Source organism: Nocardia sp. NPDC088792 (genome assembly GCF_044750615.1).
Lineage (GTDB): Bacteria > Actinomycetota > Actinomycetes > Mycobacteriales > Mycobacteriaceae > Nocardia.
In genome coordinates, this window is record NZ_JBIVKC010000006.1 from 585,828 (window position 1) to 606,984 (window position 21,157).

General features: G+C 66.5%; 22 protein-coding genes. 13 read left to right on the plus strand and 9 right to left on the minus strand.

Going from position 1 to position 21,157, the window contains the following annotated elements:
* The first annotated feature begins 7 nt into the window (after nucleotides 1-7).
* Both ACIP5Y_RS38940 and ACIP5Y_RS38945 read left to right on the plus strand, forming a co-directional pair.
* A complete protein-coding gene (locus tag ACIP5Y_RS38940; protein ID WP_400357735.1) occupies nucleotides 8-1,027 on the plus strand; it encodes an oxygenase MpaB family protein in 1,020 nt (339 codons plus the stop codon).
* Between the two features lie 13 nt (nucleotides 1,028-1,040).
* Complete coding sequence (locus tag ACIP5Y_RS38945; RefSeq protein ID WP_400357736.1) at nucleotides 1,041-2,378, plus strand: oxygenase MpaB family protein; 1,338 nt, start codon at nucleotides 1,041-1,043, stop codon at nucleotides 2,376-2,378.
* 27 nt (nucleotides 2,379-2,405) lie between these two features.
* Here the strand turns inward: ACIP5Y_RS38945 and ACIP5Y_RS38950 are convergent, their stop codons facing one another.
* The 3 genes from ACIP5Y_RS38950 to ACIP5Y_RS38960 form a co-directional block, all read right to left on the minus strand.
* Entirely contained in the window at nucleotides 2,406-2,756 is a 351-nt protein-coding gene (locus ACIP5Y_RS38950) for a hypothetical protein (protein ID WP_400357738.1), read from the minus strand.
* A 103-nt stretch (nucleotides 2,757-2,859) separates the two neighbouring features.
* A complete protein-coding gene (locus tag ACIP5Y_RS38955; RefSeq protein ID WP_400357740.1) occupies nucleotides 2,860-3,522 on the minus strand; it encodes a LysE family translocator in 663 nt (220 codons plus the stop codon).
* A gap of 43 nt (nucleotides 3,523-3,565) precedes the next feature.
* Nucleotides 3,566-4,300, minus strand: coding sequence for an SDR family oxidoreductase (locus tag ACIP5Y_RS38960; RefSeq protein WP_400357742.1), 735 nt, complete (start codon nucleotides 4,298-4,300; stop codon nucleotides 3,566-3,568).
* A gap of 59 nt (nucleotides 4,301-4,359) precedes the next feature.
* Here ACIP5Y_RS38960 and ACIP5Y_RS38965 point away from each other — a divergent pair, with 59 nt between their 5' ends.
* Entirely contained in the window at nucleotides 4,360-4,716 is a 357-nt protein-coding gene (locus tag ACIP5Y_RS38965) for a winged helix-turn-helix transcriptional regulator (protein ID WP_400357744.1), read from the plus strand.
* An 18-nt stretch (nucleotides 4,717-4,734) separates the two neighbouring features.
* Here the strand turns inward: ACIP5Y_RS38965 and ACIP5Y_RS38970 are convergent, their stop codons facing one another.
* A complete protein-coding gene (locus ACIP5Y_RS38970; RefSeq protein WP_400357746.1) occupies nucleotides 4,735-6,756 on the minus strand; it encodes an APC family permease in 2,022 nt (673 codons plus the stop codon).
* A gap of 173 nt (nucleotides 6,757-6,929) precedes the next feature.
* Here ACIP5Y_RS38970 and ACIP5Y_RS38975 point away from each other — a divergent pair, with 173 nt between their 5' ends.
* Nucleotides 6,930-7,706, plus strand: a complete 777-nt coding sequence (locus ACIP5Y_RS38975; protein ID WP_400357748.1) for a winged helix-turn-helix domain-containing protein — start codon at nucleotides 6,930-6,932, stop codon at nucleotides 7,704-7,706.
* Nucleotides 7,707-7,761: 55 nt separating this feature from the next.
* Here ACIP5Y_RS38975 and ACIP5Y_RS38980 read toward each other — a convergent pair whose 3' ends face one another.
* Complete coding sequence (locus ACIP5Y_RS38980; RefSeq protein WP_400357750.1) at nucleotides 7,762-8,073, minus strand: hypothetical protein; 312 nt, start codon at nucleotides 8,071-8,073, stop codon at nucleotides 7,762-7,764.
* A 689-nt stretch (nucleotides 8,074-8,762) separates the two neighbouring features.
* On the opposite strand from ACIP5Y_RS38980, the gene ACIP5Y_RS38985 reads away from it, so the two are divergent.
* Together ACIP5Y_RS38985 and ACIP5Y_RS38990 are read left to right on the plus strand one after the other, a co-directional pair.
* Nucleotides 8,763-8,993, plus strand: coding sequence for a DUF397 domain-containing protein (locus ACIP5Y_RS38985; RefSeq protein ID WP_400357752.1), 231 nt, complete (start codon nucleotides 8,763-8,765; stop codon nucleotides 8,991-8,993).
* An 87-nt stretch (nucleotides 8,994-9,080) separates the two neighbouring features.
* Nucleotides 9,081-9,965, plus strand: a complete 885-nt coding sequence (locus tag ACIP5Y_RS38990) for a helix-turn-helix domain-containing protein (RefSeq protein WP_400357754.1) — start codon at nucleotides 9,081-9,083, stop codon at nucleotides 9,963-9,965.
* A gap of 189 nt (nucleotides 9,966-10,154) precedes the next feature.
* Here ACIP5Y_RS38990 and ACIP5Y_RS38995 read toward each other — a convergent pair whose 3' ends face one another.
* The 3 genes from ACIP5Y_RS38995 to ACIP5Y_RS39005 form a co-directional block, all read right to left on the minus strand.
* Complete coding sequence (locus ACIP5Y_RS38995; RefSeq protein WP_397004656.1) at nucleotides 10,155-10,403, minus strand: hypothetical protein; 249 nt, start codon at nucleotides 10,401-10,403, stop codon at nucleotides 10,155-10,157.
* 310 nt (nucleotides 10,404-10,713) lie between these two features.
* The gene (locus ACIP5Y_RS39000; RefSeq protein ID WP_400357756.1) at nucleotides 10,714-10,956 is read right to left on the minus strand and encodes a hypothetical protein; all 243 of its coding nucleotides are present in this window, start codon (nucleotides 10,954-10,956) and stop codon (nucleotides 10,714-10,716) included.
* Between the two features lie 70 nt (nucleotides 10,957-11,026).
* Nucleotides 11,027-11,593, minus strand: a complete 567-nt coding sequence (locus ACIP5Y_RS39005; protein WP_400357757.1) for a hypothetical protein — start codon at nucleotides 11,591-11,593, stop codon at nucleotides 11,027-11,029.
* A gap of 212 nt (nucleotides 11,594-11,805) precedes the next feature.
* On the opposite strand from ACIP5Y_RS39005, the gene ACIP5Y_RS39010 reads away from it, so the two are divergent.
* The 3 genes from ACIP5Y_RS39010 to ACIP5Y_RS39020 all read left to right on the plus strand — a co-directional run bounded on the left by ACIP5Y_RS39010 (nucleotide 11,806) and on the right by ACIP5Y_RS39020 (nucleotide 14,961).
* A complete protein-coding gene (locus ACIP5Y_RS39010; protein ID WP_400358071.1) occupies nucleotides 11,806-12,636 on the plus strand; it encodes an acyl-CoA thioesterase domain-containing protein in 831 nt (276 codons plus the stop codon).
* A 284-nt stretch (nucleotides 12,637-12,920) separates the two neighbouring features.
* Nucleotides 12,921-13,334 (plus strand): STAS domain-containing protein, encoded by a 414-nt coding sequence (locus ACIP5Y_RS39015; protein ID WP_400357759.1) that lies wholly within the window; start codon nucleotides 12,921-12,923, stop codon nucleotides 13,332-13,334.
* Between the two features lie 235 nt (nucleotides 13,335-13,569).
* Nucleotides 13,570-14,961, plus strand: coding sequence for a lipase family protein (locus ACIP5Y_RS39020; protein WP_400357761.1), 1,392 nt, complete (start codon nucleotides 13,570-13,572; stop codon nucleotides 14,959-14,961).
* 117 nt (nucleotides 14,962-15,078) lie between these two features.
* On the opposite strand, the gene ACIP5Y_RS39025 is transcribed toward ACIP5Y_RS39020, so the two are convergent.
* The gene (locus ACIP5Y_RS39025; protein ID WP_400357763.1) at nucleotides 15,079-16,629 is read right to left on the minus strand and encodes an acyl-CoA carboxylase subunit beta; all 1,551 of its coding nucleotides are present in this window, start codon (nucleotides 16,627-16,629) and stop codon (nucleotides 15,079-15,081) included.
* A gap of 169 nt (nucleotides 16,630-16,798) precedes the next feature.
* On the opposite strand from ACIP5Y_RS39025, the gene ACIP5Y_RS39030 reads away from it, so the two are divergent.
* The 4 genes from ACIP5Y_RS39030 (at nucleotide 16,799) to ACIP5Y_RS39045 (ending at nucleotide 21,155) form a co-directional block, all read left to right on the plus strand.
* Nucleotides 16,799-18,178: an ABC1 kinase family protein gene (locus ACIP5Y_RS39030; protein ID WP_400357765.1), complete on the plus strand. Its 1,380-nt coding sequence runs from the start codon at nucleotides 16,799-16,801 to the stop codon at nucleotides 18,176-18,178.
* 109 nt (nucleotides 18,179-18,287) lie between these two features.
* Nucleotides 18,288-19,640: an MFS transporter gene (locus ACIP5Y_RS39035; protein ID WP_400357767.1), complete on the plus strand. Its 1,353-nt coding sequence runs from the start codon at nucleotides 18,288-18,290 to the stop codon at nucleotides 19,638-19,640.
* A 90-nt stretch (nucleotides 19,641-19,730) separates the two neighbouring features.
* A complete protein-coding gene (locus tag ACIP5Y_RS39040; RefSeq protein ID WP_400357769.1) occupies nucleotides 19,731-20,453 on the plus strand; it encodes a GntR family transcriptional regulator in 723 nt (240 codons plus the stop codon).
* A gap of 159 nt (nucleotides 20,454-20,612) precedes the next feature.
* Nucleotides 20,613-21,155 (plus strand): thiamine pyrophosphate-binding protein, encoded by a 543-nt coding sequence (locus ACIP5Y_RS39045; RefSeq protein ID WP_400357771.1) that lies wholly within the window; start codon nucleotides 20,613-20,615, stop codon nucleotides 21,153-21,155.
* Nucleotides 21,156-21,157 lie beyond the last annotated feature (2 nt).

Sequence of the window (21,157 nt, forward strand, 5' to 3'; positions counted from 1 at the left end):
TGGGGTCATGGTGTCACAAGGCGCAATGGCGCGCGAGCCCCGTGATGAACCGGTCCCGCTCGGACCGGACTCGTTGACGTGGAAGATCTTCGGATCGCTGTACTACATGCCGACCGGACTGTTCGTCGGCATGGTGCAGAACATGCATCCCGGACTCGGCGCCGGAGTGGAATACCACTCGCGGCTCGAAGACGAGTTCTACCAGCGCATCCTGCGCTCGCTGTACCCGATCTTCGGAGTGGTCTTCGACGGTGAGCACGCCGAGCGCACGGCCCGGGAAATCGTCGGCTACCACCGCACCATCAAGGGCGTCGACGCGCAGGGCCGCCGCTACCACGCGCTGGATCCCGGCACCTTCTACTGGGCGCACGCCGTGTTCTTCGTCCAGACCCTGCGCGCGGCCGACCTGTTCATGGGCGGGCTCACCGCGGCCCAGCGCGAACAACTCTGGCGCGAGCACTACCAGTGGTACGAGCTGTACGGCATGAGCATGCGGGTGGTCCCCGCCAGCTGGCCCGAATTCCAGCGCTATTGGCGCGATATGTGCCGCGATACGCTCGAACCGACCAAGGCGGCCCGGGATGTGTACCGGCTCGCCGAGCACGTACCGGTACCACCGTTCCCGGTACTGCGGCACATTCCGGAACCCCTGTGGGCGTTCGGAATCCGCCCCGTCGGCGCACGATTCTTCCAGTTCGTCACCGTCGGCCTGTGCGATCCGGCCATCCGCCGCACCATGGGCTTCACCTGGACCGATCGCGACCAATGGCTGTTCGACCGGCTCTGCGAGACCCTCTCGGCGCTGCACCGGCTCACCCCGGACGAGGTCAAATACACGTTCCCGCGTATCCGCGCCGCCCGCCGCCGCCTCACGGGCAAACGCCCCGCCGCACTACCCCCACCCGAGGCGCCCCGAATGTTGTGGCCGGCGCCGGAATTCCGTGACGACCCCAAGCACTACTGCCCGGTCCACGCCACCGCACGCGCGGACTCACTCACCACATTCCGCCAGCTGACAGGGTTCTAGAGCAATGCAACCGATGACCGAGCTCCCGCCCGCCGCCGACGGCAGGCATCCGTACGACTATTACTACCGGCCGGGCCTGCCACTGCGCCCGCCGCCACCGCGGGCGGTGCCGTCCGAGCTGTGGTTCGAACCGCGAAAAGCACTGCTGGGCCCATGGATCGACGTGCGGCGCGAACCCGTCGACACACCACGCACCCGCCTGATGGCCGACCACCTGTGGCAAGGCGACGAACCGATGGACGAACTGGTCGCGGCCTTCCGTCGCATGGGTTCGGCGGGTGGTCGTCGCATGCTGAACCAGGCGCTCGAGCACGGCATCGAGAGCGTGGACGAACCGCTGCCGGAACTGGTGAATCTCTTCGCGTGCCTGGACGATCCGCCCGCGTGGTACGACCCCGACCTGTGGGAGTACGGCCGCCGGCTGTGGATCAATGTCTCCCTGGCCGGGAAAATGGCCATGGGCGTACAGGATTTCATGGGCACCTTCGTCGGTTCGGAGGTCGCCTCCGCGGTCGGCCAGACCGGCCGTTTCGTCAATGATCCCTACCGGCGCGGACTCGAATCCTCGGTCTGGTTCCGGAGTGTCACCGCACCGCGGGCCCTGGAACGCTGGAATCCCATCTTCGCCGACACCGTGCGGGTGCGGTTCATGCACGCGCAGGTGCGGGCCATGCTCCGGAACACCTGGGGCGACGAGCATTTCGCCCGGCACGGCAACCCGATCTCGAATGCCACCACCATGGGTGCGGCCGTGACCTTCGGCCTGACACCCATCTGTTTCGATCATGTGCACGGACGCCGCTGCAGCACAGCGCAACTCGATGCCGTCATGCACTACTGGGGGTACATCGCCTATGTCTTCGGTGTCGCCGAGGAGCTGATCCCGCGCTCCGCCGCCGAGGGTATGGAGATGGCCGACTACATGGTGGCGACGGCCGGTATCGCACCGCAGTGGACCGCGACCATGGCCGGCGCGGCGACCCGCAAGTTCAGCACCACCACACCGACGGGCAGACTCCAGATCGCCGCCACCGCACCACTTCTGGGCGCCTTGTCGTACTACAGCGGTCCACGTCTGGTGCGTGCGCTACTCGCCGACACGCCTTTGCGCGCGGTACCGCTCGAACCGTGGTCGTCCTTGGTCGGCGCGGTGGCTGCCACCGAAGTTCGCTTGCGCGCCATCGACGATCACCTCCCCGGTGCGCGCGGTCGCATGATCCGGCGGGCTCGGCACATTGACCCCATGTGGGACCGCAATACCCGACTGGCCCGCTACCTGGCCGCGCGGGCCGGCATTCGTGGCACGCCCTTCGACCACCACGACGCCTCGGCCGCAGGCTGTCCGGTGTGACTGTCCGCAGGTTGTCCGGTGTGACTGCTACTGCCCGGCGCTGCCGGCGATGGACAGGTACAGCACCATCAGCGTGAAGAGGATCCACCCCGCGCCCTGCCAGATGGTCCAGTTCTGCTGGACGCGCCAGGCCCGGAACGCCATGACGAAGGCTCCGATCCCGCCGAGGAGCAGGGTGACCCCGGGGACGAGCCCGACCACCGCCCGCGCGGTGCCGTCGCACAACATGCCGGAGTTCAGGCACTGCTGCCGCGAGGCCGCCCAGGCGATGGACGCCACCGCGGCGATGGCGGCCAGCACGAGCACGCCCACCACGTACCGGGCGGCCCGCCGGAAAGTCTTCGGATCGTTCCATCGCTTCTCGACGTCGTCGACCACCGCACCCACCTCCTCGCCGCCGATGCACCGCGCCGGACACCCGGCCGATCCGATACTTCCATGGTGAACCGTTGCCACCGGTGCGGGCCGCGCGGGTTTCGCCTCACACGGTCTCGGCGGCCAGCCCCAGCCCGAGCGCGACCAGCACCGCCGCCAGCGCCCGCTCGATCCGCTGCCGGATCCCGGCGCGCCGCAACCAGACCCCGGCCTTGTCCGCCGCCAGCACGATGCCGACACACCAGGCGGTGTCGATGACCAGCTGCACCGCCACCAGAATCAGCACGGTCGGCAGTACCGGACCGGTGGACGGCAGGAATTGCGGCAGGATGGTCAGCCCGAACACGGCCGCTTTGGGATTGGCGGCGATCGAAACCAGCGCCGCCCGGAACGCCGCGGCCGGAGTATGCCCACCGGGCAGCACCGAGGTCAGCGCCGCGCCGAACGCATCATGCTCCGGACCCGGGGCAGTGTTCTTACGCGCCCCACGCCAGGCCTGCACTCCCAAATAGACGAGCACGATCGCGCCCAGGAGGTGTATCGCGTGATCGAGCACCCGATTCGCCACCAGCAGCGCGGACAGCCCGGCCCCACCGGCCAGCGTCCAGCCGAACACCCCGATCTCATTGCCCGCCACCGCGGCCAGCCCGGCGGCCCGCCCATCCCGCACCGACCGCTGCAGGAAAAGCGCGGTGGCAGGACCGGGAATGGCCGCCAGGATCAGACAGGCGAGCATGAACGCGGGAAGCACATGGACCCAGTGCGGCATCGTTCGAGACTGCCACGGTGGGAGGCCGCCGGGCCACCGATTTTCAGTGGTCGACGAGGAAGTCCGCGCCGCCGACATAGATGGTGTGCCCGCAGTCGGCGTCGATGGTGGCGGCGTCGGCGACAGCGGCGGCGAACTCTTCGACGGTCGGCAGCGCACCCTGTTCGCGGCGCGTGGTCACGGCGTCCGGATTACGGCGTTCGAGGAGGCGCACGATGATGGTGCCGTCGATCATGTCGCCGGAAACCACCACGAAACCGATTCCGCGGCGGTCGAATTCGGCGCTCATATCCCGCAGCGCATCCTCGCCGGCGCGCTTGCTGGCGGCGATCGGCTCGTATCCCGCGGGGACCGGCCGGGTGGGGGAGAAGTGGGCCTGATGGCTGGTGACGAACACGATGCGGCCGCCGGCCGGCAGGTGCGGTAGTGCGAGAGTGACCAGGCGGGCCTGGGCATCGCGGTTGAGCCGCATGGCGTAATCCGGTGCCGCATCGCGTTCCAGCCCACCGGAGGCATTGAGCACCAGCACATCGAGCCTGCCGAATTCGCTGACCACGGTGTCGATCAGCGCGCGGGCGCTGTCCGGGTCGGCGATATCCGCGCCGGCGACCGAGGCGCTGCCGCCCGCGGCGATGATCTCCTCGGCGACGGTTTCGGCGCGCTTGCGCTTCTCGCGATAGTTCACGATCACGTGGTCCCCGCGGGCGGCCAGCTCGCGTGCGGTGTCGGCGCCGATGCCGCGAGACGCGCCGGTGATCAACACGATTCGTCGTTCCATACCCAAACCTCCGGCCCCCGGCCCATGCTTCTGATTTAGAATCACTATGGTGGTTCGAAATGAGAAGCGCAAGCCAGCCACCCCCGTCCAGCAGCCGCGCCGGCGTCTCGGCCGCCCCGCTGCTCGCCGCCATGGATCTGCTCGGACAGCGTTGGATGCTGCGCGTGATCTGGGAACTCGAGCCCGGCCCGCTGGGCTTCCTGGAATTGCGCCGCCGCATGGGCAATTGCTCGTCGAGCATGCTGTCGGTGCGCCTGCAACGCCTCGTCGAGGCGGGCGTACTGGAGAAGAAACCCGACAAGGCCTACGAATTGACCGTTGCCGGAGCCGAATTGGGCCTGGCCCTGGAACCGTTGTGGCAGTGGTCGGAACGCTGGGCGACCGGCCTCGAGCGCGCCGCTACCCCCGAGGACTGAGCCCGGACGACACCCCGATCACGCCGCGCCGGAGCCCGGAAGATTGTCGGAACCCGTTATGCCGCGCCGGATCTCACCCGGCCGGTGTTCCACCGGCAACGCGTAGCGCGCCCGCGAGGAGTGCAGCTGCCAGGGCACGCTGGTCACCATCACGCCCGGTTCGAACAGCAGTCGCGCCTTCAGCCGCAGTGAGCTCTGATTGTGCAGCAGGTTCTCCCACCAGTGCCCGACCACGTACTCGGGAATGAACACGCTGACCACATCCCGCGGTCGGGACTTGCGCTGCCGCTTGATCTCCTCGATGACCGGACGGGTGACCTCGCGATACGGCGATTCGATGACCTTCAGCGGAATCCCGACATGATTGCGCTCCCAGTCCTGCACGAGGTGCCGGGTATCGGCGTCGTCCACATTGACCGTGACGGCGGTGAGCGTGTCCGGCCGGGTGGCGCGCGCGAACTGGATGGCCCGCTGCGTCGCCTTGTGCCAGCCCGACACCAGCACCAGGGCGTGCATCCGCCCCGGCAGCGTCTCCAGATCGTCCGGGTCGATCTCGAGTTCGGCGCGCACCGCCGTGTAGTGCCGGTGGATCGACCACATCAGTGCCACCAGTATCGGCATCGCGATGACCACCAGATACGCGCCGTGGGTGAACTTGGTGATCAGCACGACCACCAGCACCACGCCGGTGAAGCAGGCGCCGAAGGCATTGATGGCCCGCGCGCGGTGGATGCGCAGCCGCTCCTTGGCGGTCTCGGCGGTGCGCAGCGCCCGGTTCCAGTGCCGCACCATGCCCGTCTGGCACAGTGTGAACGAGGTGAACACGCCCAGAATGTAGAGCTGGATGAGCCGGGTGGTGGAGCCGCCGAAGGCGTAGATGAGCGCGGCCGCGACCACCGCCAGCAGGATGATCCCATTGGAGAAGGCCAGCCGGTCACCGCGGGTGTGCAGCTGCCGCGGCATGTAGCGGCGTTGCGCCAGAATCGAATTCAGCGGCGGGAAGCCGTTGTAGGCGGTGTTGGCGGCCAGGATGAGGATGAGCGCGGTCGTCACCATCACGAAGTAGAAGGGGAAGCTGTCGCCGCCGAACACCGCGGCCGAGACCTGCGCGATGACCGTCTTCTGCGCGGCGGTATTGCAGTTGCCGGGGAATCCGATGATGTCGCAGGCGTTCTCGGTGACCTTGGTCTTGGTGATCAGCGCCAGCGCGGTGACGCCGGAGAACATGGCGATGGCGATGACGCCCATCCAGGTCATGGTGCGGGCCGCATTGAGCGCCTTGGGTTTGCGGAAGGCCGGGACGCCGTTGGAGACGGCCTCCGCACCGGTGAGCGCGGTACATCCGGAGGAGAAGGCGCGCAACAACAGGAAGGCGAGCGCCGCCGCGGACAGTCCGGTCTGTTCGGGCCGGATCTGGTAGTGCGCGCTCTCGGCCATCGGCGTGTGCCCGGTCAGGGTCTTCGTCAGTCCCACCGCCACCATGACGAACACCGCGCCGATGAACGCGTAGGTCGGAATCGCGAAGGCGCGCCCGGACTCTCGCACGCCGCGCAGGTTCATTGCGGTCAGGAAGAGGATGAAGCCCAGATTGATGGCGACCCGGTAGGGATTGAGCTCCGGCAGCGCCGAGATGATGTTGTCGACGCCCGCGGCCACCGACACCGCCACGGTCATGACGTAGTCGACGAGCAGCGCCGCCGCCACGATCAGCCCGGGGAAGTCCCCGAGGTTCTCGGCCACCACCTGATAGGACCCGCCGCCGGACGGATAGGCCTGCACCACCTGCCGATACGACAGCACCACCACCGCCAGCAGTACCACCACGCCGCCGGCGGGGATGGGCATCAGATGCAGGAAGGAGAGGCCGCCGAGGGTCAGGATGAGCAGGATCTCCTGGGTCGCGTAGGCGACCGACGACAATGCGTCGCTGGCGAAAATGGGCAGGGCCAGGCGTTTGGGCAGCAGCGTCTCACCCAGCCGATCACTGCGAAACGGGCGGCCGAGGACTAGTCGTTTCGCGACGTCGATCAGGGAGACCACGTGGGGAGCCTAGGGCGCGCGGGCGTAGGAATCGGAACACACACCGAATCGATTTCTTATAGATACGTAACGGCCGGGTGTTTCCGATTGCAATGTTCGAGACTTGTGCAGTTGATCGGACAACCACATACACTGTCTGGGACGTGAACAAGGTTTTTGGGAGAGGTGACACGATGGGTGACCGGACGGTCGTCGCCGACGTGGCCGATGAGCTGGCGCGGCGCGTGGCATCCGGGCAGTACGTGCCCGGTGGGCTGATGCCGTCCGTTCGTCAGGTGGCCGAGGAGTTCGACCTGAATCGCGCCACGGCGCAACTGATTCTGGGCCGGCTGGAGTCCTACGGCTTCGTGGACGCGCATCGCGGTAAGGGATTCGTGATCCGTGATGTGCGTGCCGAGGGCGGTGTGGACGTGTACCGGCGGTTGTTCCGGCTGTCCATGCCGGCGCCGGAGGTGGCCGCGGAGATGTTCGGCAATATCGTCGACGAGGAGCGCGGTATCGCGCTCGAGGCGCTGCTCGCCTACACCGGCAGTGAACGTGGCATCGATCCGGGCGCGCTCAAGATCGAGATCGACGAGTTGGAAACCCTTGCCCGGAGCGCGGATCCGGATCAGCACCGGATGCTCGACATCGAGCTGCGGCTGCTGCGCCGGCTGCTCACCGATCTCGGACATTCCGTACAGCGCGCGGTGCTGAACTCGATCGGCGAGATGGTGCTCGAGGTGCCGGAGGCCGTGCAGGCCTATTTCGCGGTGTCGCCGGATCTGCATGTGCTGGTGTGGCGGGCACTGGTCGCCGTCTGGGAATCCGAGGGCGGTCCGAGTCAAGCCCAGTTGGCATTGTTCGAGGATCTGTTCGGCATGTACCACCAGAAGGTGGTGGCGCGCTTCGAGGAACTGGTCGGTTTGCAGCAGGAGGCGGACGTCGCGCCGCATGCGGTGACAGCCTGATTCAGACCAGCGAGTTGGTTTCGTCTGGGACAACAACCACCTAAGGCATATCGACCTAAGGCATATTGAACTGCGTGCCGATCACGGCGCTCATGATGGTCCCCGCGCTCGTGGCGATCACGCCCCCGACCAGCGCGCCCGCGATTTGCTTGGGCGCGGTGAGCGCGCCACCGCTCCACTTCTCCCAGGCGAAGCGACCGCCCGCGTAGATGATGGCGAGCACGCCGGCGAGCAGGACGAACCAGGTGAAGTAGCGGACCAGCTTGAGCAGCTTGTCCGCCACCGGCGGCGTCTCGGGCGTCGGATTGAAGATTTGCGCCAGCACTGTATGCGTCGTCAACACTTCGTGGGCGGCTAGCAGTATCATTTCGGCGCTCTTCCACGTGACGTTTCTTCCCCCCTTCCGGGGTACCCGGTGCGCGGTGGTTATGCAAGGGGCAGAAGACATCACACAGGAAGCTGGGAGACTTCGGCGCGGAAGCGGAACGACGCTGGCGCAGAAGGGAAGTGGACGCGGATCAGTCCACGTCGTTGTCCGCCGACAGATACGCTACGGCCGCTAGGTACTGCCGGCAGGCGAAGTGCTGATCGTGCGCACGCAAGACTGCGCGAGCCTTGCGGTAGGTGAGCCCGCGAGGTTCTACATCGCAGTCACCGGAGATATCAGTGCTAGGGGCGAGCATCTGGGTCATGTGATGCCTCTGGCCGAATGGGGGATGGTGCACCGAGTTTAGGAGCGCCGATCGCGCAGATGCAAGCACATCTGCACGGTCGAGTCGGCGCGTCCAGGCGTTTCGTCCGAATTAAACCGTGTGGTCTCATTTGTCGGGGGGTATCTGCACTGTTTGTCCGTTCCGGTTCGCAACTTCGCATGGGCAAATGTCCAAACAAGATCAATGCTGTTGTGTTGCAAACGATGTGCGTTTGCGGAGGGATCGATGCCGGGCAATCTGCGTGCTATCGTTCATGTTGCGGTTGCAACTGTAAGAACATCTGATCGAACATTTGCAAGTACTGATACCACCGTCTGCGGGCGGTACTGGCAAGGAGTCTGAAATGACTGCTTCATCGGCAACCCGGCTCGATCGCTCGGAACTGTCCTGGCGGAAGAGCACATTCAGCAATCCCAGCGGAAACTGCGTCGAACTGGCGCCCATGACCGACGGTCAGGTGGCGGTTCGCAACTCACGGGACCCGGAAGGGTCGATCATCGTCTACACCCGCCCCGAGATCGATGCGTTTCTTCGGGGCGCCAAGTCCGGAGAATTCGACGACCTCGCGCGCTGAGCGGTAGCATTGGCAATCGGCGCGGTGGTTCGCGACACTCGGTTGTGAGTCCACTGCCGGCAAAACCCGAGCATCGGAGTGGACCCCATGATCGCAGAACCCGTTGCCCACGGTCGGGCGGATTCCGCTGTCGCCGAACGTGGCCCGACTGCACTGCGTATCGCGGTCGGCAGTCAGCTACGGAAGTTGCGCGAGAAGAGTGGCATTACCCGGGAAGCCGCGGGTGAACACATCCGCGGCTCTCACGCCAAGATCAGTCGCCTGGAACTCGGGCGAACCGGATTCAAGGAACGCGATATCCGGGACCTGCTGGCGCTGTACGGCGTTGACGATCCCGAGGAACGCGAGCAATTCCTCGAACTGGTGGTCAGGGCCAACCAGCCTGGATGGTGGCACCGCTACAGCGACCTGCTGCCGCCCTGGTTCGAGACCTATCTAGGCCTGGAGCACGCGGCCAAGTCCATCAGGACCTATGAGGGCCAACTGGTTCCGGGTCTGCTGCAGACTGCGGATTACGCGCGCTCGGTCGTCGCGCTCGGGCACGACGAGAATTCCGAGCGTCGCGTTTCGCTGCGGCGCCGGCGGCAGGAGCTGCTGACCCGTCCCGGTGCGCCGAGCTTCTGGGCGGTCCTCGACGAGTCCGTGCTCCGGCGTCCGGTCGGCGGTACCAGCGTGCTGCGTGCCCAGATCGATCACCTCATCGAGATGTCCGAACTGCACAACGTCACCATCCAGGTCCTGCCGTACGCGGCGGGCGGGCATGCGGCAGCGGGTAGTTCGTTCACCATGCTGCGGTTCGCGGAGCCGGAACTTCCGGACATCGTGTATCTGGAGCAGCTGACCAGTGCCCTGTATCTGGATCGTCGTCAGGATCTGGAACTGTACCGGCAGGTCATGGATCAGCTGAGCGTGCAAGCGGAGCCGCCCGAGCGCTCCCGCAAACGGCTCGCGGAGATCGCCGCCGAGCTGTAAATGGCGATAGCAGCCGCCCGTTGTCAACGGGCGGCTATCGGCGTGCTCGGAGAAAGTTGCGGCGGATGGAACGCCGCCGGGCCGGGGCGCATGGACGAGCGCGGACGAGGTCGTCGTCGATTGCCCCGGTGCGGAAATGGTTACGGGGCCCCCGCAGGGACCCCGATCAACCTTGTAATGGGTTCCGACTCACTGCCTGATGAAGCTGGAAGCAATTCGCCAGAATGCTTCCGGTTGCATCGTATGCAGATCCCAATCGTTGACCATTGCGTGAGCGGTGGTAACGATTCGTTCGATATCAAAATCATACCGAGTGGCCGCTCCGGTGGATTCGACCTGTCGGATGACGAAATCTGTTGCCGTCTCCCGTGAATAGGTTTGCTCAGCTCGACTGAAGTCTGCAAACCCGAGCCGGCTGAGGTTGATTGGCTGGTTCATGCGAACGCCCCTGACGCCAGGCCGACGGCTAACCGTTGGCGAAGAATCGCCGATGATTCACCGCTCGGCTCTCTGGTTGTCCCCTGTTTGTGCCTTGCACGAGCAAGTCTAGGACCGTGCTCTGCGCAGATGCAAGTACATCTGCAACCTCGAATTCCCAGCGTCAGAGCGGTTTTCGGGATGCTATGAGTTAGCGAAAGCGGCCCTCGGGAGTGCCCGACTAAGATCGAATCGCGCTATTGAACCTATTTCCGAACGAAAATTCCGGTGCGGTGCGCTCTGTGCCATTTATCCAGAAATTTGCGGAAGATCAGTAGTCGTCCAGATCCGCCGGTCGATCGCCGGATCCGGCTTTGGCGCGCCGGTGTTCGGCCACCAAGAGCGCGATTCCGAAGCGCAGGCACAGGACACTGGTGAGAGCGCCCATGACACTCCAGTCCCAGTGCCCGTATCCGGCGACATTCAATGTGAGTGCGATGCACACGATTCCGATGGCCGTGAGAATGAGCCCGGGCCAAACACGGATGTCGTCGACGGTCGGAGCGGCAGGCATCACCGCTGTCCTTTCTCGGGAGGTGCGCGGAACCGATCACGCGCCGGGTGCCCGGCGCCGTACACAGAAGTCATGAGCCCGTCCCCGCGGTCGGGCGGCTGCGGATCCCGAGATCACCCAGCAGGCCCAAGAACGCCCGTGCGTAAGGCGAACCCGCCGTCTCCGCGTCCAGCCGGGCCCAGTCCACCTGCCCCCGCAGTATGCGCGCCGTATACAAAAGCCGGGTGAAGTCCAGCTGAAGTGGATCCGCGATCAGCAACTCGTCCACGAGCAGGTCCGTGGCGCACAGTACCGGCGCCTCGACACCCGCGAGCCGCAGGTGATCGCTGCGGGCGAGCCGCTCGGTGGTCACCGGCAGGTAGTCGGTCCGGAACACCAGTGCTATCCGCACCTCGTCGTCGCGCACCACCGGGCGCCGGTCTTCGGACGGGTCCGGGTGTAATCCGGCGGCTGCCAACGCATCCCGTGCACGCGTCGCGTCGGCGGGTGGTACCTGAATGTCCATCGTCTCCACCGCCTCGCCGGCACCTCGCAGATAGACCCCGCAGGCCCCGCTCACCGCGAACGGAACCCCGGCGCTCCGCAGCGCGTCCACCGCCCGCGCGAGAACGCCCGGCAGTGGATCGACGAGCCCCATGATCCCGGGATACCCCCCGGCGGTGCACTCGAATCGAAGAGCGGCAACGAGATTCGGCATCGGCCGCTCGTGCGGGACGATCGTGGACGGTCCGGGCTGTGGGAAATCCCACCGCCGGGCGTCGGGACCCTGTGTTGTAACCGGTTTCAGTGGTGTGTTAGGTCTGGAAACAGTGGATTGATCAACCGAATGGGACAGGAGTCGTGGCCGTGATGGACGTACCCGCGTATTTCGATGTGGTGGACGGCGGGTTCGTACCGACGCGGTTCGCGGCCAGCCAGTGGTCCGCGGCGCAGGTCGTCGGGCCCGCGCTGACCGGGCTGCTGGCCCGGGAACTGGAACGCGAGCACGCCACCGACGGTTTCGTGCCGGTGCGCCTGACCGTGGACCTGTTCAGCGCGGCCCGCTTCGAGCACACCACCACGCCGACCGTGCGGGTGCGTGACGGCCGCCGGATCCGCGTCGCCGACGTCTCGGTGGTGCAGGGCGGGAAGGTGGCGGCCCGCGCCTCGGCGGTGCTGCTGCAGCCCTCCGAACAGCCGCCGGGCGAGCTCTGGCACCGCGAACACGAACCGCGGCCGCCCGCACCGGATATCGCGCCGCCGTCCGAGCTGCCCCTGGTGCCGTTGTTCAGCAGCGGCACGGACACGCAGTCCTGGTCGGTCAAACCCACCGATCACGAGAACGCCGGCCGCAAACGCACCTGGCAGCACCCGATTCGCGTCATCACCGGCGAGGAACTGACGCCGTTCGTGCGCGCGGCCGTCGTCGGCGAGGCCACCAGCATGATGACCAACTGGGGCGACAAGGGCATCGGCTTCATCAATACCGATATGACACTCGCGCTTTCCCGTATGCCGGAGGGCTACGAGATCGGCGTGGAGGGCGACAGTCACCTCAGTGAGCGGGGCATGGCGGTCGGGGTGGCGACGCTGTTCGACCGGCGCGGCTCCTTCGGCAGCGCGATGGTGACCTCGGTATCGAATGCGGGTCGTCAGATCAGCAATGCCCAGCTCGATATCGCGGTGAGCTCGCGCAGGTAGGAGCGGGCCGGCCGATAGGGAAGAGGCCGTTCGGTTCGATTCGGTATCGGCCCTGTGCCACAGCGGAATTCGCGATGCGATTCCGGTGCGTCGCCCCACGAGCTTCGACAAGCCGCGGCGCCGCGTGCCACAATGTGACCAGGTTGAGACGACAGCCCACCCGGTTCACACAGGGAGCGCCCACCGGGCGCGGCAGGCGCGATCTCCCGAATCAGCTTTCGAGGACGTGCCACACGTCGTAGTGGATCTCCCGGAACCGGAACATCCCACCGGGAGGTCTGGCCATGTCCGCAATCGCCGTACTGGGCGGTATCGCCGAAAACGGCGCCACCGCGGTGGAATCCGATCCGCGCCACCGCGGCAGATACGTCCCGCATTCGACCGACGGCACGCGGCGCTGTGTGATCGTGCGTGCCGAAGGCGAATTGGATGCCGCCGTCGAGGCCGAATTCACCGCCACGCTGGCCCAAGCCATGGCCGGCGGCGCGCAGGCGGTCGTCGTCGATCTGCGCCGCGCCCGGTTCCTGAGCATCCGGGTCGCCGCCGGACTGATCACCGCCAAACGGGCGTCCGCCGCCTGCGATGTCGATCTGCGCGTGGTGGCGGGCCGCCGCGCCGTCGAGCGCGTGCTCGAGGTGACCGGCATCCGCCCGCTGTTCCACTACTACCCGACGATCACGGCCGCCCTGCAGGCGTAGCGATCGCGCTCGTCTGCGGCAGTCGATATCGCGGCGCCTGCACGCAGTCGATGTCGCGGCGCCTTCGCATCCGGTTTGGCACAGAGTGATCTCGATGTGGCTTCGGTCGGACGACATCGGAGTGTCGGCTTGCGCCGCCCGGATAGGCTCGTTCGCGCGTGATGAGGAGACTGCCCGGACCACCGAGCCCGTGGGGGGTGTTGTGCTTCGACGCCTGCGAATTATCGCTGGTGCCATGACGATCGGATTGTGCGTGATCATCGGGTGCGGTGCCGCGCCGGCGCTCGCCCAGGCCCCGATAACCGAAAACCCCGCGAACCCACCGCTTTCGCCCGGCTCCTGGCTGCCCGAGATCCAGCAGGGGATCGCCCGTCTCGTGCCCCCGCCGCCGCTGCCGCCCGCCCCGAACGCTCCGATCGTCGACGCGGGCGGTCTCTCACCGCAATTGGCGGCCCTGCGGGCCGCGGTCATGCCGGTCGTCATCGGTGATTCATTCGTCGACGACTGGCCGCCGGGATTGGAAGACTACGCCAACGGTCAGATCATCGCCTGGCGTGATGTCACGGGCATCGCCGCGCCGACGGTGATCGTCCCGGTCTCGAAGGTGGTGCAGCTCAAATATCGGACCACCGACTCGCACGGTGCGGCTTCCTACGGCATCGCCAGCCTGATCCTGCCGAACGGGCAGTGGACCGGGGCGGGGGAGCGGCCGGTGGTCGTCAACAATCTGCCCATCGACGCCCTGGGCCGCGACTGCAACCCGAGTTACACACTGGCACACGGATTTACGCGCGCCTCCAACTTCAGCGGCTACCTGCTGCCCACCACCCAGCTGGCCCTGCTGCGCGGGTACGCGGTCCTGCTCACCGATCACGAGGGCCCGCGCATGGCCTATGCCGAGCCCATCGTGGCCGGGCACCTGGTGCTGGACGCCGTTCGCGCGGTGCGCAATGCGTTCCCGGATGAGCTGCGCGACAGCCGATACGGCCTGATCGGCTACTCGGGCGGGGCCATCGCCACCAACGGCGCGGTCAAGCTCATGCCCGAATACGCGCCCGAGTTGGCCGATGTGGTGGTCGGCGCCGCAATGGGCGGTGTGCCTGCGGACTTCTCGTTGCTGGCGCGCAGCATGAACGCCAACCTCGCCTCGGGTGTTTTCCTGGCCGCGGTCTTCGGCATCGGCCGGGAGCGGCCCGAGATCCTGGCACGCATGAACAACCTCGCGGAATGGCTGGCCACCTCGCCGCTGCTCAACAGCCTGTGCAGTGAGACCTTCTCGGTCCCGGGCGTACTGCAGCTGCCGATCGATGTGTTCGCGAATATCCCGGACCCGCTGAACAGCGATCTGGCCAAGCACATCTACGCCATCACGCGCATGGACGGCAAGAAATCGCCTGTGCCGCTGTACATCTTCAATGGGGAGCAGGAGTTCTGGGTGCCCTCCGCTGGGGCGAAGGCGCTCTATCGCGAGCAATGCTCGCTCGGGGTGCCGGCGGTCTATCGCAGCGTGTTCGGTGAGCACTACATCGCCGCGTTCACCGGCTTCAGCGGATCCCTCAGCTGGCTCGACCAACGGCTGCAGGGGATACCCGCGCCCGACGAATGCCGGAGCAACCCGAATCCCTGAGCGCCCCACCGGCTTTCCGAACCTGCCGGGAAACGTACCGAGGGCCCCGAAGTTCTCGGAGCCCTCAGCGATTCGGTATCTGTCAGCAGTGATTCGGCAGCTGTCAGCGCAGCCGGCTCACATCGGGAACAGGTTGTGCTTGCGCGGGTTGTGCTTGCGGATCGTGCCCTTGTCGCGCAGCAGGCGCAGCGCCTTGCGGATCTCCAGGCGGGTGGCCGCGGGCTCGATGACCGCGTCGATGTAGCCGCGTTCGGCCGCCACCCACGGGTTGTCGATGAGCGCGTTGTAGAAGTCGACCATCTGCTGCCGCACGGCCGCGCGCTGCTCGGGCGGGGTGGCGGCGAGGGTCTTCTTTCCGGTGACCGTCACCATGCCGTCCGCGCCGATGACCGCGATGCGCGCCGTCGGCCACGCCAGGTTGATATCCGCGCCGAGCTGCTTGCAGCCCATGACCGCGTAGCCGCCGCCGTACGCCTTGCGCGTCACGATGGTGATGATCGGGACGGTGGCCTCGATGAGCGCGCGGAACATGCGCCCGCCGCGCTTGATGACCCCGTTGCGCTCTTCTTCGACGCCGGGCAACACGCCCGGGGTGTCCACGACATAGATGAGCGGCACATTGAAGGCATCGCACAGGCGGATGAAGTAGGCGCCCTTGTCCGAGCAGGCCGCGTCCAGCGCACCGCCGAGCTGCATCGGCTGATTGGCGATGACACCGACCGGCCGGCCGTCGACGCGGGCGAATCCGGTGATGAGGTTGGGCGCCGCGCCCTCGCCCATCTCCAGGAACGCGCCGTCGTCGAAGAGGCGCAGCAGCACCTCGTGCATGTCGTAGCCCTGGCGATCGGAGTCCGGGATGATCCGGTTCAGTTCGCGATCGGAGTCGGTGATCTCGGGCTCGAGCCCGGGGTTCACGACCGGCGGCTGTTCCAGGCAGCTGGTGGGCATGTAGCTGAGGTATTCGCGCACCCACTGCAGGGCATTGGCCTCGGAGTCGGCCACGTGGTGCAGCAGGCCGTTGCGGGCCTGCACGGCCGCGCCGCCGAGCTCCTCGGCGCTGATCTCCTCGCCGGTGATGCCCTTGATGACCTCGGGACCGGTGACGAACATGTACGACTTGTCGGTCGCGACAAGCACATCCATATTGACCGGGCCGTACACCGAACCGGCCGCGCACTTGCCGAACATGACCGCGACCATCGGCACGAAGCCCGACAGATCTTCCTGCAGCCGGCACATATTGGCGTACCAGGCCAGCGAGGTGACGCCGTCCTGAATGCGCGCGCCGCCGGAGTCGTTGATGACCACCAGCGGGCAGGCGTTCTTGTAGGCGAAGTCCATGGCCGCGGCCACGCGCCGGCCGAAGCTCTCGCCGACCGAGCCACCGTAGACGGTCGGGTCGTGGGAGATGACCACGACCGGGCGGCCGTCGATGGTGCCGCGGCCGGTGACGACGCCGTCGCCGTAGTACGCATTGGGCTGTCCGGGCGTGCGCATGAGCGCACCCATCTCTAGGAAACTGCCCGGGTCCAGCAGCATGTTGGCCCGGTCTCGGGCGCTGGGGATGCCTTTGGCGATTCGCTTCTGGATGCCTTTTTCACCGGTGGGTTCTTCGGCGACCTCCAGGAGCTTGCGCAGTTCCGCCAGCTTTTCCGCTGTACCCGTCATTACCTCGGTCTTGCCTTTCCGCCATCATCAGATCGGGCCTGATCACGGCCCGCTCGAGCCGGATCGCGACTCGACCGCCCACGGTACCGTGCACGCTGCATTACGAACTACTGAACGTGTCGGTAACCTGTGCCGCCGCGTTAGCAGGCGCGGGGATACACTGCAGCCCGTGAGCTCACCGTTGACTGTGCGGGCGGGTACGCCCGAGGTGATCCGGCCCGACCTCGATACGTTCGGGTTCTCCGAGTGGCGGAGAACGGCGACCGTCGGCCTGGTGCTGGGTGGTTCGGTTGTGGGTAGCGTGCTGCGGCACGGGCTGCGCCCGTCCAAGCGCAAGCGGGCGGCCGCCGAGGGCGTGGTGAACGGCTTCGAGTCGCTGGGGCCGATGTTCGTGAAGCTGGGCCAATTGATCGCGTCCTCGCCGGGTGCGTTCCCGCGCGAGCTCGCCGATGCCTGCCTGCGCTGCCTCGACGATATGGCGCCCTTCCCGTCCGCCGACGCTCGTTCGATCGTGGAGTCGGAGCTGGGCAAGCCGATCGACGAGGTATTCCGGGAATTCGACGACGAGCCGTTGTCGGCCGCTTCCATCGCGCAGGTGCATGCGTGTGTGCTGGCCGATGGCCGGCCGGCGGTGGTGAAGGTGCAGCGGCCCGAGATCGCGCGGCGCATGATCGTGGATCTGCGCGCGGCCATGCGGCTGGCCCGGACGCTGGAGAAGCGTTCGGAGAACGCGCGGGTGGCCAATGCCCAAGCGGTGGTGCGGGATCTGTACGAGGCCACGGTCGCGGAGTTGAACTTCCTCATCGAGGCCGACAATCAGTCCCGGGCCCGGGAGAACCTCACCGCCTTCGGTGACAACACCAATGTCGTGGTGCCCGAGGTGTATTGGGAGTACTGCGCGCCGCGCGTGCTGTGCATGGAGCGTATGCGCGGTATGCCGCTGGATCGTTTCGACGATATCCGTGCCGCGCACCCGGATTCGGAGCTGCTGATCCGCCGCCTGGTGAAGGCGTGGATGGAATCGGTTGCGGTGCACGGGCTCTTCCACGGCGATGTGCACGCGGGCAATCTGTGGCTGCTCGACGACGGCCGGGTGGCCATGCTGGACTTCGGCATCGTCGGCCGCATGGAGACCGAATGGCGCGAGTTCGTGCGGGCGCTGTTCTATGCGAGTTCCATCGACAACGACTTCCGTCCGGTTGCGCGGGCATTGCGCAAGCTGGATCTGGTGTCCGATGACAGTGGTGACGATGCCACCATCGGCCGGCAGCTGGCGGTGGCGCTGGGGCCGGTGCTCTCGGGCAGCCTGGACAAGCTCGATCTCGGCGTGGTGTCGGCGCGCCTGCTCGAATTCGGTAAGCGCCGTGGGGCTTCCGGGCCGCAGCAGCTGATGTTGATGGGTAAGCAGCTGGGCTACTTCGAGCGTTACGCCGTGGCGCTGGCGCCGGGCTGGAAGCTGGGCCGCGATCTGTACCTGTTCCGCAATGTGTTCCCGGCCGAGGTGGCGGCGAAGCTGGCCGAGGACGGTACCGAGATCCCCGCGGACTGATTTCTCCTGGGCGTGACCCCTTGTGGGCCCCGTCACAGAATGAGTAGCATGCTACTCATTCTGTAAGGCATGCCATCCGTGTGAGTGGCATGTCGGCTTTGGAGGAAAGATGGACAGTGCCGTTCCCCGATCCGAGCTGATGCTGCGCGAGGACGCACTACGCAAGGTGACCTTCCGCCTGATCCCGATACTCGTGATCGGCTACATCGTCAGCTATGTCGACCGGATCAATATCGGCTTCGCGAAGTTCGGGATGGACAAGGCCTTCGGGCTCAGCGCCACCCAATACGGCTTCGTAGCAGGCATTTTCTTCGTCGGCTACATCATGGCCGAGGTACCCAGCAATATCGTCATGACCAAGGTCGGCGCCCGGGTGTGGCTCAGCCGGATCCTGGTGACCTGGGGGATCATTGCCGCCGCCACCGCCTTCGCGCCGAACTTCACCACGCTGTGCGTGCTGCGGTTCGCGCTGGGCGTGGCCGAGGCGGGGTTCTTTCCGGGCATCATCATCTATCTGACCAAGTGGTATCCGAACGCCGAACGCACCAAGGTGATCTCGACCGTCATGGTCGCGATCCCGGTGGCCAGCGTGATCGGCGGGCCGCTCAACGGCTGGATTCTCGACACCTTCGACGGCACGCTGGGCCTGGAGGGCTGGCGCTGGGTGTTCGTGGTGGGCGGGGTGCCCGCGATCGTGCTGGGCGTGCTGTTCTTCCTGCTGCTCACCGACTCACCGGCCAAGGCCCGCTGGCTCACCGATGCCCAGAAGGGCGCGCTCATAAGGGTTCTGGAGGCCGAGGACGCCGAACGCGCCCGGACCGCGCCGACCGGGCACTGGGCCGCGCTGAAGGACAAGCGGGTGATCGCGCTGTGCCTGGCCTATTTCCTGCTGCTGTGCGGGGCGTATCCGCTCACCTACTGGATGCCGTCGGTGATCAAGCAGGCCGGGCACGGCATGAGCAGCTTCCAGGTGGGCTGGTTGTCGGCGGTGCCGTTCCTGGCCGCGGCCATCTGTATGTATGTCAGTGGTCGCGCGGTGCGGGATCAGCGCTCGATGCGGCCGGTGCTGATCGCGCTGGGTATCTCGGTGGTGGCGTTCATCCTGACCGCCGTCGAATTGGGTGTGCCCGCAATCGCTTTCGCGGCCATCACGGTGGCCACCATGGCCGCGCAGACGGCCAAGCCGCTGTTCTGGTCGGTGCCGACCGGCTATCTGGCGGGGGTGGGAGCGGCCAGCGGTATCGCGCTGATCAATTCGCTGGGCAATGCCGCGGGATTCGTGAGTCCCTACGCCTTCGGCTGGATCCAGGACGCCACGCACGGCAGCACGAGTCTGGCCATGGGCGTCATGATCTTCACGAATGTGGCGGCGTTCCTGGTGCTGGGCGCGATGGCGGTCCGGTCACGGCAGTCACCGGCGGTCGTGGTGCAGCCGGAACCCGCTCCCGGCGTGGGCACATAGGCGTTCGGTGCGGCAGCTATTAGGCTGAGCAATCGCCCGTGGCATCCCGTCGCGGGCGAGTCGCCGTTGTTGTTCCCCCGAAGAGGTCTCGTGTCGCAGGATGTGCCAGCCGACAGTAAGTCCGAGCAGATCGCCGAGGATATTCGCGACGCGATCCGGCAAGGGCGGCTGGAACGCGGCCTGCTGTACTCCTCGCGTGAACTCGGTGAAATGTTCGGCGCCTCACGGACTCCCGTGCGCGAGGCGCTGCTGAAGCTGGCCGATCTGGGGCTGGTGCGCATCGAGCGCAATCGCGGGGCGCGGGTGGTGGGCCAGGACGGGCGCGGCATCGTGGATCTGTGCAGTATGCGGATCCTGCTGGAACCGCCCGCCTGCCGTAGTGCGGCGGCGGTGATGACCAGCCGCGACGACGAGGCCATGATGACCGAGTATCGGATCATGGAGCGGCTCGCCGACGGCGGCGCCGAGTACTTCGCGGCCGATGAGCGGCTGCACGATCTCATCCTGCAGGCGAGCGGAAATCAGCGGCTGGCCAAGGCTGTTCGCGAACTGCGTCAGACGCTGGCGCTGGACGGCCGGCACAGTGTGCCGCGCTATCAGCCGGTCGAGGTCGCGCTGCGGGATCACAAGGAGATCGTCGATGCCCTGCGTAAACGCGACGGGATAGCGGCCGAGCGGGCCATGCTCAAGCATCTGGTCCGGTCGGGGGACCTGCTGGTCGCGCACGGCACCGGTGATGATCGTGGCCTGGTGGCCGAATGGCGGCGCTGGGTCTCGGTTTCCGTGCCGGAAGGCGAACAGATCACCTACTGACGGGGGGCCACCGACCTCGCGGTCTCGCGCGTATCCGGGCAGCGCATCGTTGCCCGGATTTTCTTTTACGAATCAGTTGCATGCTACTCACTCTAATTAGTATGTTGCTTGTGGTTAGTGAACCGCCACTCGGCGGTTCTGTCCCCGAAAGGACATCTTGTGGACCCCACTTCATATGCGGCATCGGTCGCGCGGGGGATCTGGGCGGCAGAGGCCGATCTGGTCGGCTACGTGCCCTCGGTCAGCGTCGCACCGGTCATCTCGGCCCTGGTCGAAACCAGCGGCGGCGCCGACGGCCGCTCGCAGCAGGTCTTCCCGCTCTCCCGCGAGGAGGAGGCGGCCGGCGTGCTCGGCGCGCTGCCCCTGGCCGGGAAGTTCGGCGCGGTCGTCATGCAGGACAACGGTTTCGGCAATGCGCTGACCGCGCTGACGACCTTCAATATCGCCTATCACCTGCCCCTGCTGATCGTGGCGAACACGCGCGGCGGGCTGGGCGAATACAACTCGATGATCCACACCTTCAGCCAGTACGCGCCCGCGCTGCTGGATCGGGTCGGCATCCCGGCCTTCCAGATCGACCGGCGCAGTTCGGCTTCGGACTGGGAGGCGGTCGTCACCGAGGCGGGCGTGCACGCGCGCATGACCTTCCGGCCCGTGGTCGTGCTCGCCCACTTCTGGAACACCGACGGCAAGGGAGCCTGATC

Excerpts from the sequence above, each read along its gene's own strand:
- ACIP5Y_RS38940 (WP_400357735.1), top strand. The coding sequence starts at position 8 with ATGGTGTCACAAGGCGCAATGGCGCGCGAGCCCCGTGATGAACCGGTC.
- ACIP5Y_RS38945 (WP_400357736.1), top strand. The coding sequence starts at position 1,041 with ATGACCGAGCTCCCGCCCGCCGCCGACGGCAGGCATCCGTACGACTAT.
- ACIP5Y_RS38955 (WP_400357740.1), bottom strand. The coding sequence starts at position 3,522 with ATGCCGCACTGGGTCCATGTGCTTCCCGCGTTCATGCTCGCCTGTCTG.
- ACIP5Y_RS38960 (WP_400357742.1), bottom strand. The coding sequence starts at position 4,300 with ATGGAACGACGAATCGTGTTGATCACCGGCGCGTCTCGCGGCATCGGC.
- ACIP5Y_RS38965 (WP_400357744.1), top strand. The coding sequence starts at position 4,360 with ATGAGAAGCGCAAGCCAGCCACCCCCGTCCAGCAGCCGCGCCGGCGTC.
- ACIP5Y_RS38975 (WP_400357748.1), top strand. The coding sequence starts at position 6,930 with ATGGGTGACCGGACGGTCGTCGCCGACGTGGCCGATGAGCTGGCGCGG.
- ACIP5Y_RS38980 (WP_400357750.1), bottom strand. The coding sequence starts at position 8,073 with ATGATACTGCTAGCCGCCCACGAAGTGTTGACGACGCATACAGTGCTG.
- ACIP5Y_RS38985 (WP_400357752.1), top strand. The coding sequence starts at position 8,763 with ATGACTGCTTCATCGGCAACCCGGCTCGATCGCTCGGAACTGTCCTGG.
- ACIP5Y_RS38990 (WP_400357754.1), top strand. The coding sequence starts at position 9,081 with ATGATCGCAGAACCCGTTGCCCACGGTCGGGCGGATTCCGCTGTCGCC.
- ACIP5Y_RS38995 (WP_397004656.1), bottom strand. The coding sequence starts at position 10,403 with ATGAACCAGCCAATCAACCTCAGCCGGCTCGGGTTTGCAGACTTCAGT.
- ACIP5Y_RS39000 (WP_400357756.1), bottom strand. The coding sequence starts at position 10,956 with ATGCCTGCCGCTCCGACCGTCGACGACATCCGTGTTTGGCCCGGGCTC.
- ACIP5Y_RS39005 (WP_400357757.1), bottom strand. The coding sequence starts at position 11,593 with ATGGGGCTCGTCGATCCACTGCCGGGCGTTCTCGCGCGGGCGGTGGAC.
- ACIP5Y_RS39010 (WP_400358071.1), top strand. The coding sequence starts at position 11,806 with ATGGACGTACCCGCGTATTTCGATGTGGTGGACGGCGGGTTCGTACCG.
- ACIP5Y_RS39015 (WP_400357759.1), top strand. The coding sequence starts at position 12,921 with ATGTCCGCAATCGCCGTACTGGGCGGTATCGCCGAAAACGGCGCCACC.
- ACIP5Y_RS39020 (WP_400357761.1), top strand. The coding sequence starts at position 13,570 with ATGACGATCGGATTGTGCGTGATCATCGGGTGCGGTGCCGCGCCGGCG.
- ACIP5Y_RS39025 (WP_400357763.1), bottom strand. The coding sequence starts at position 16,629 with ATGACGGGTACAGCGGAAAAGCTGGCGGAACTGCGCAAGCTCCTGGAG.
- ACIP5Y_RS39035 (WP_400357767.1), top strand. The coding sequence starts at position 18,288 with ATGGACAGTGCCGTTCCCCGATCCGAGCTGATGCTGCGCGAGGACGCA.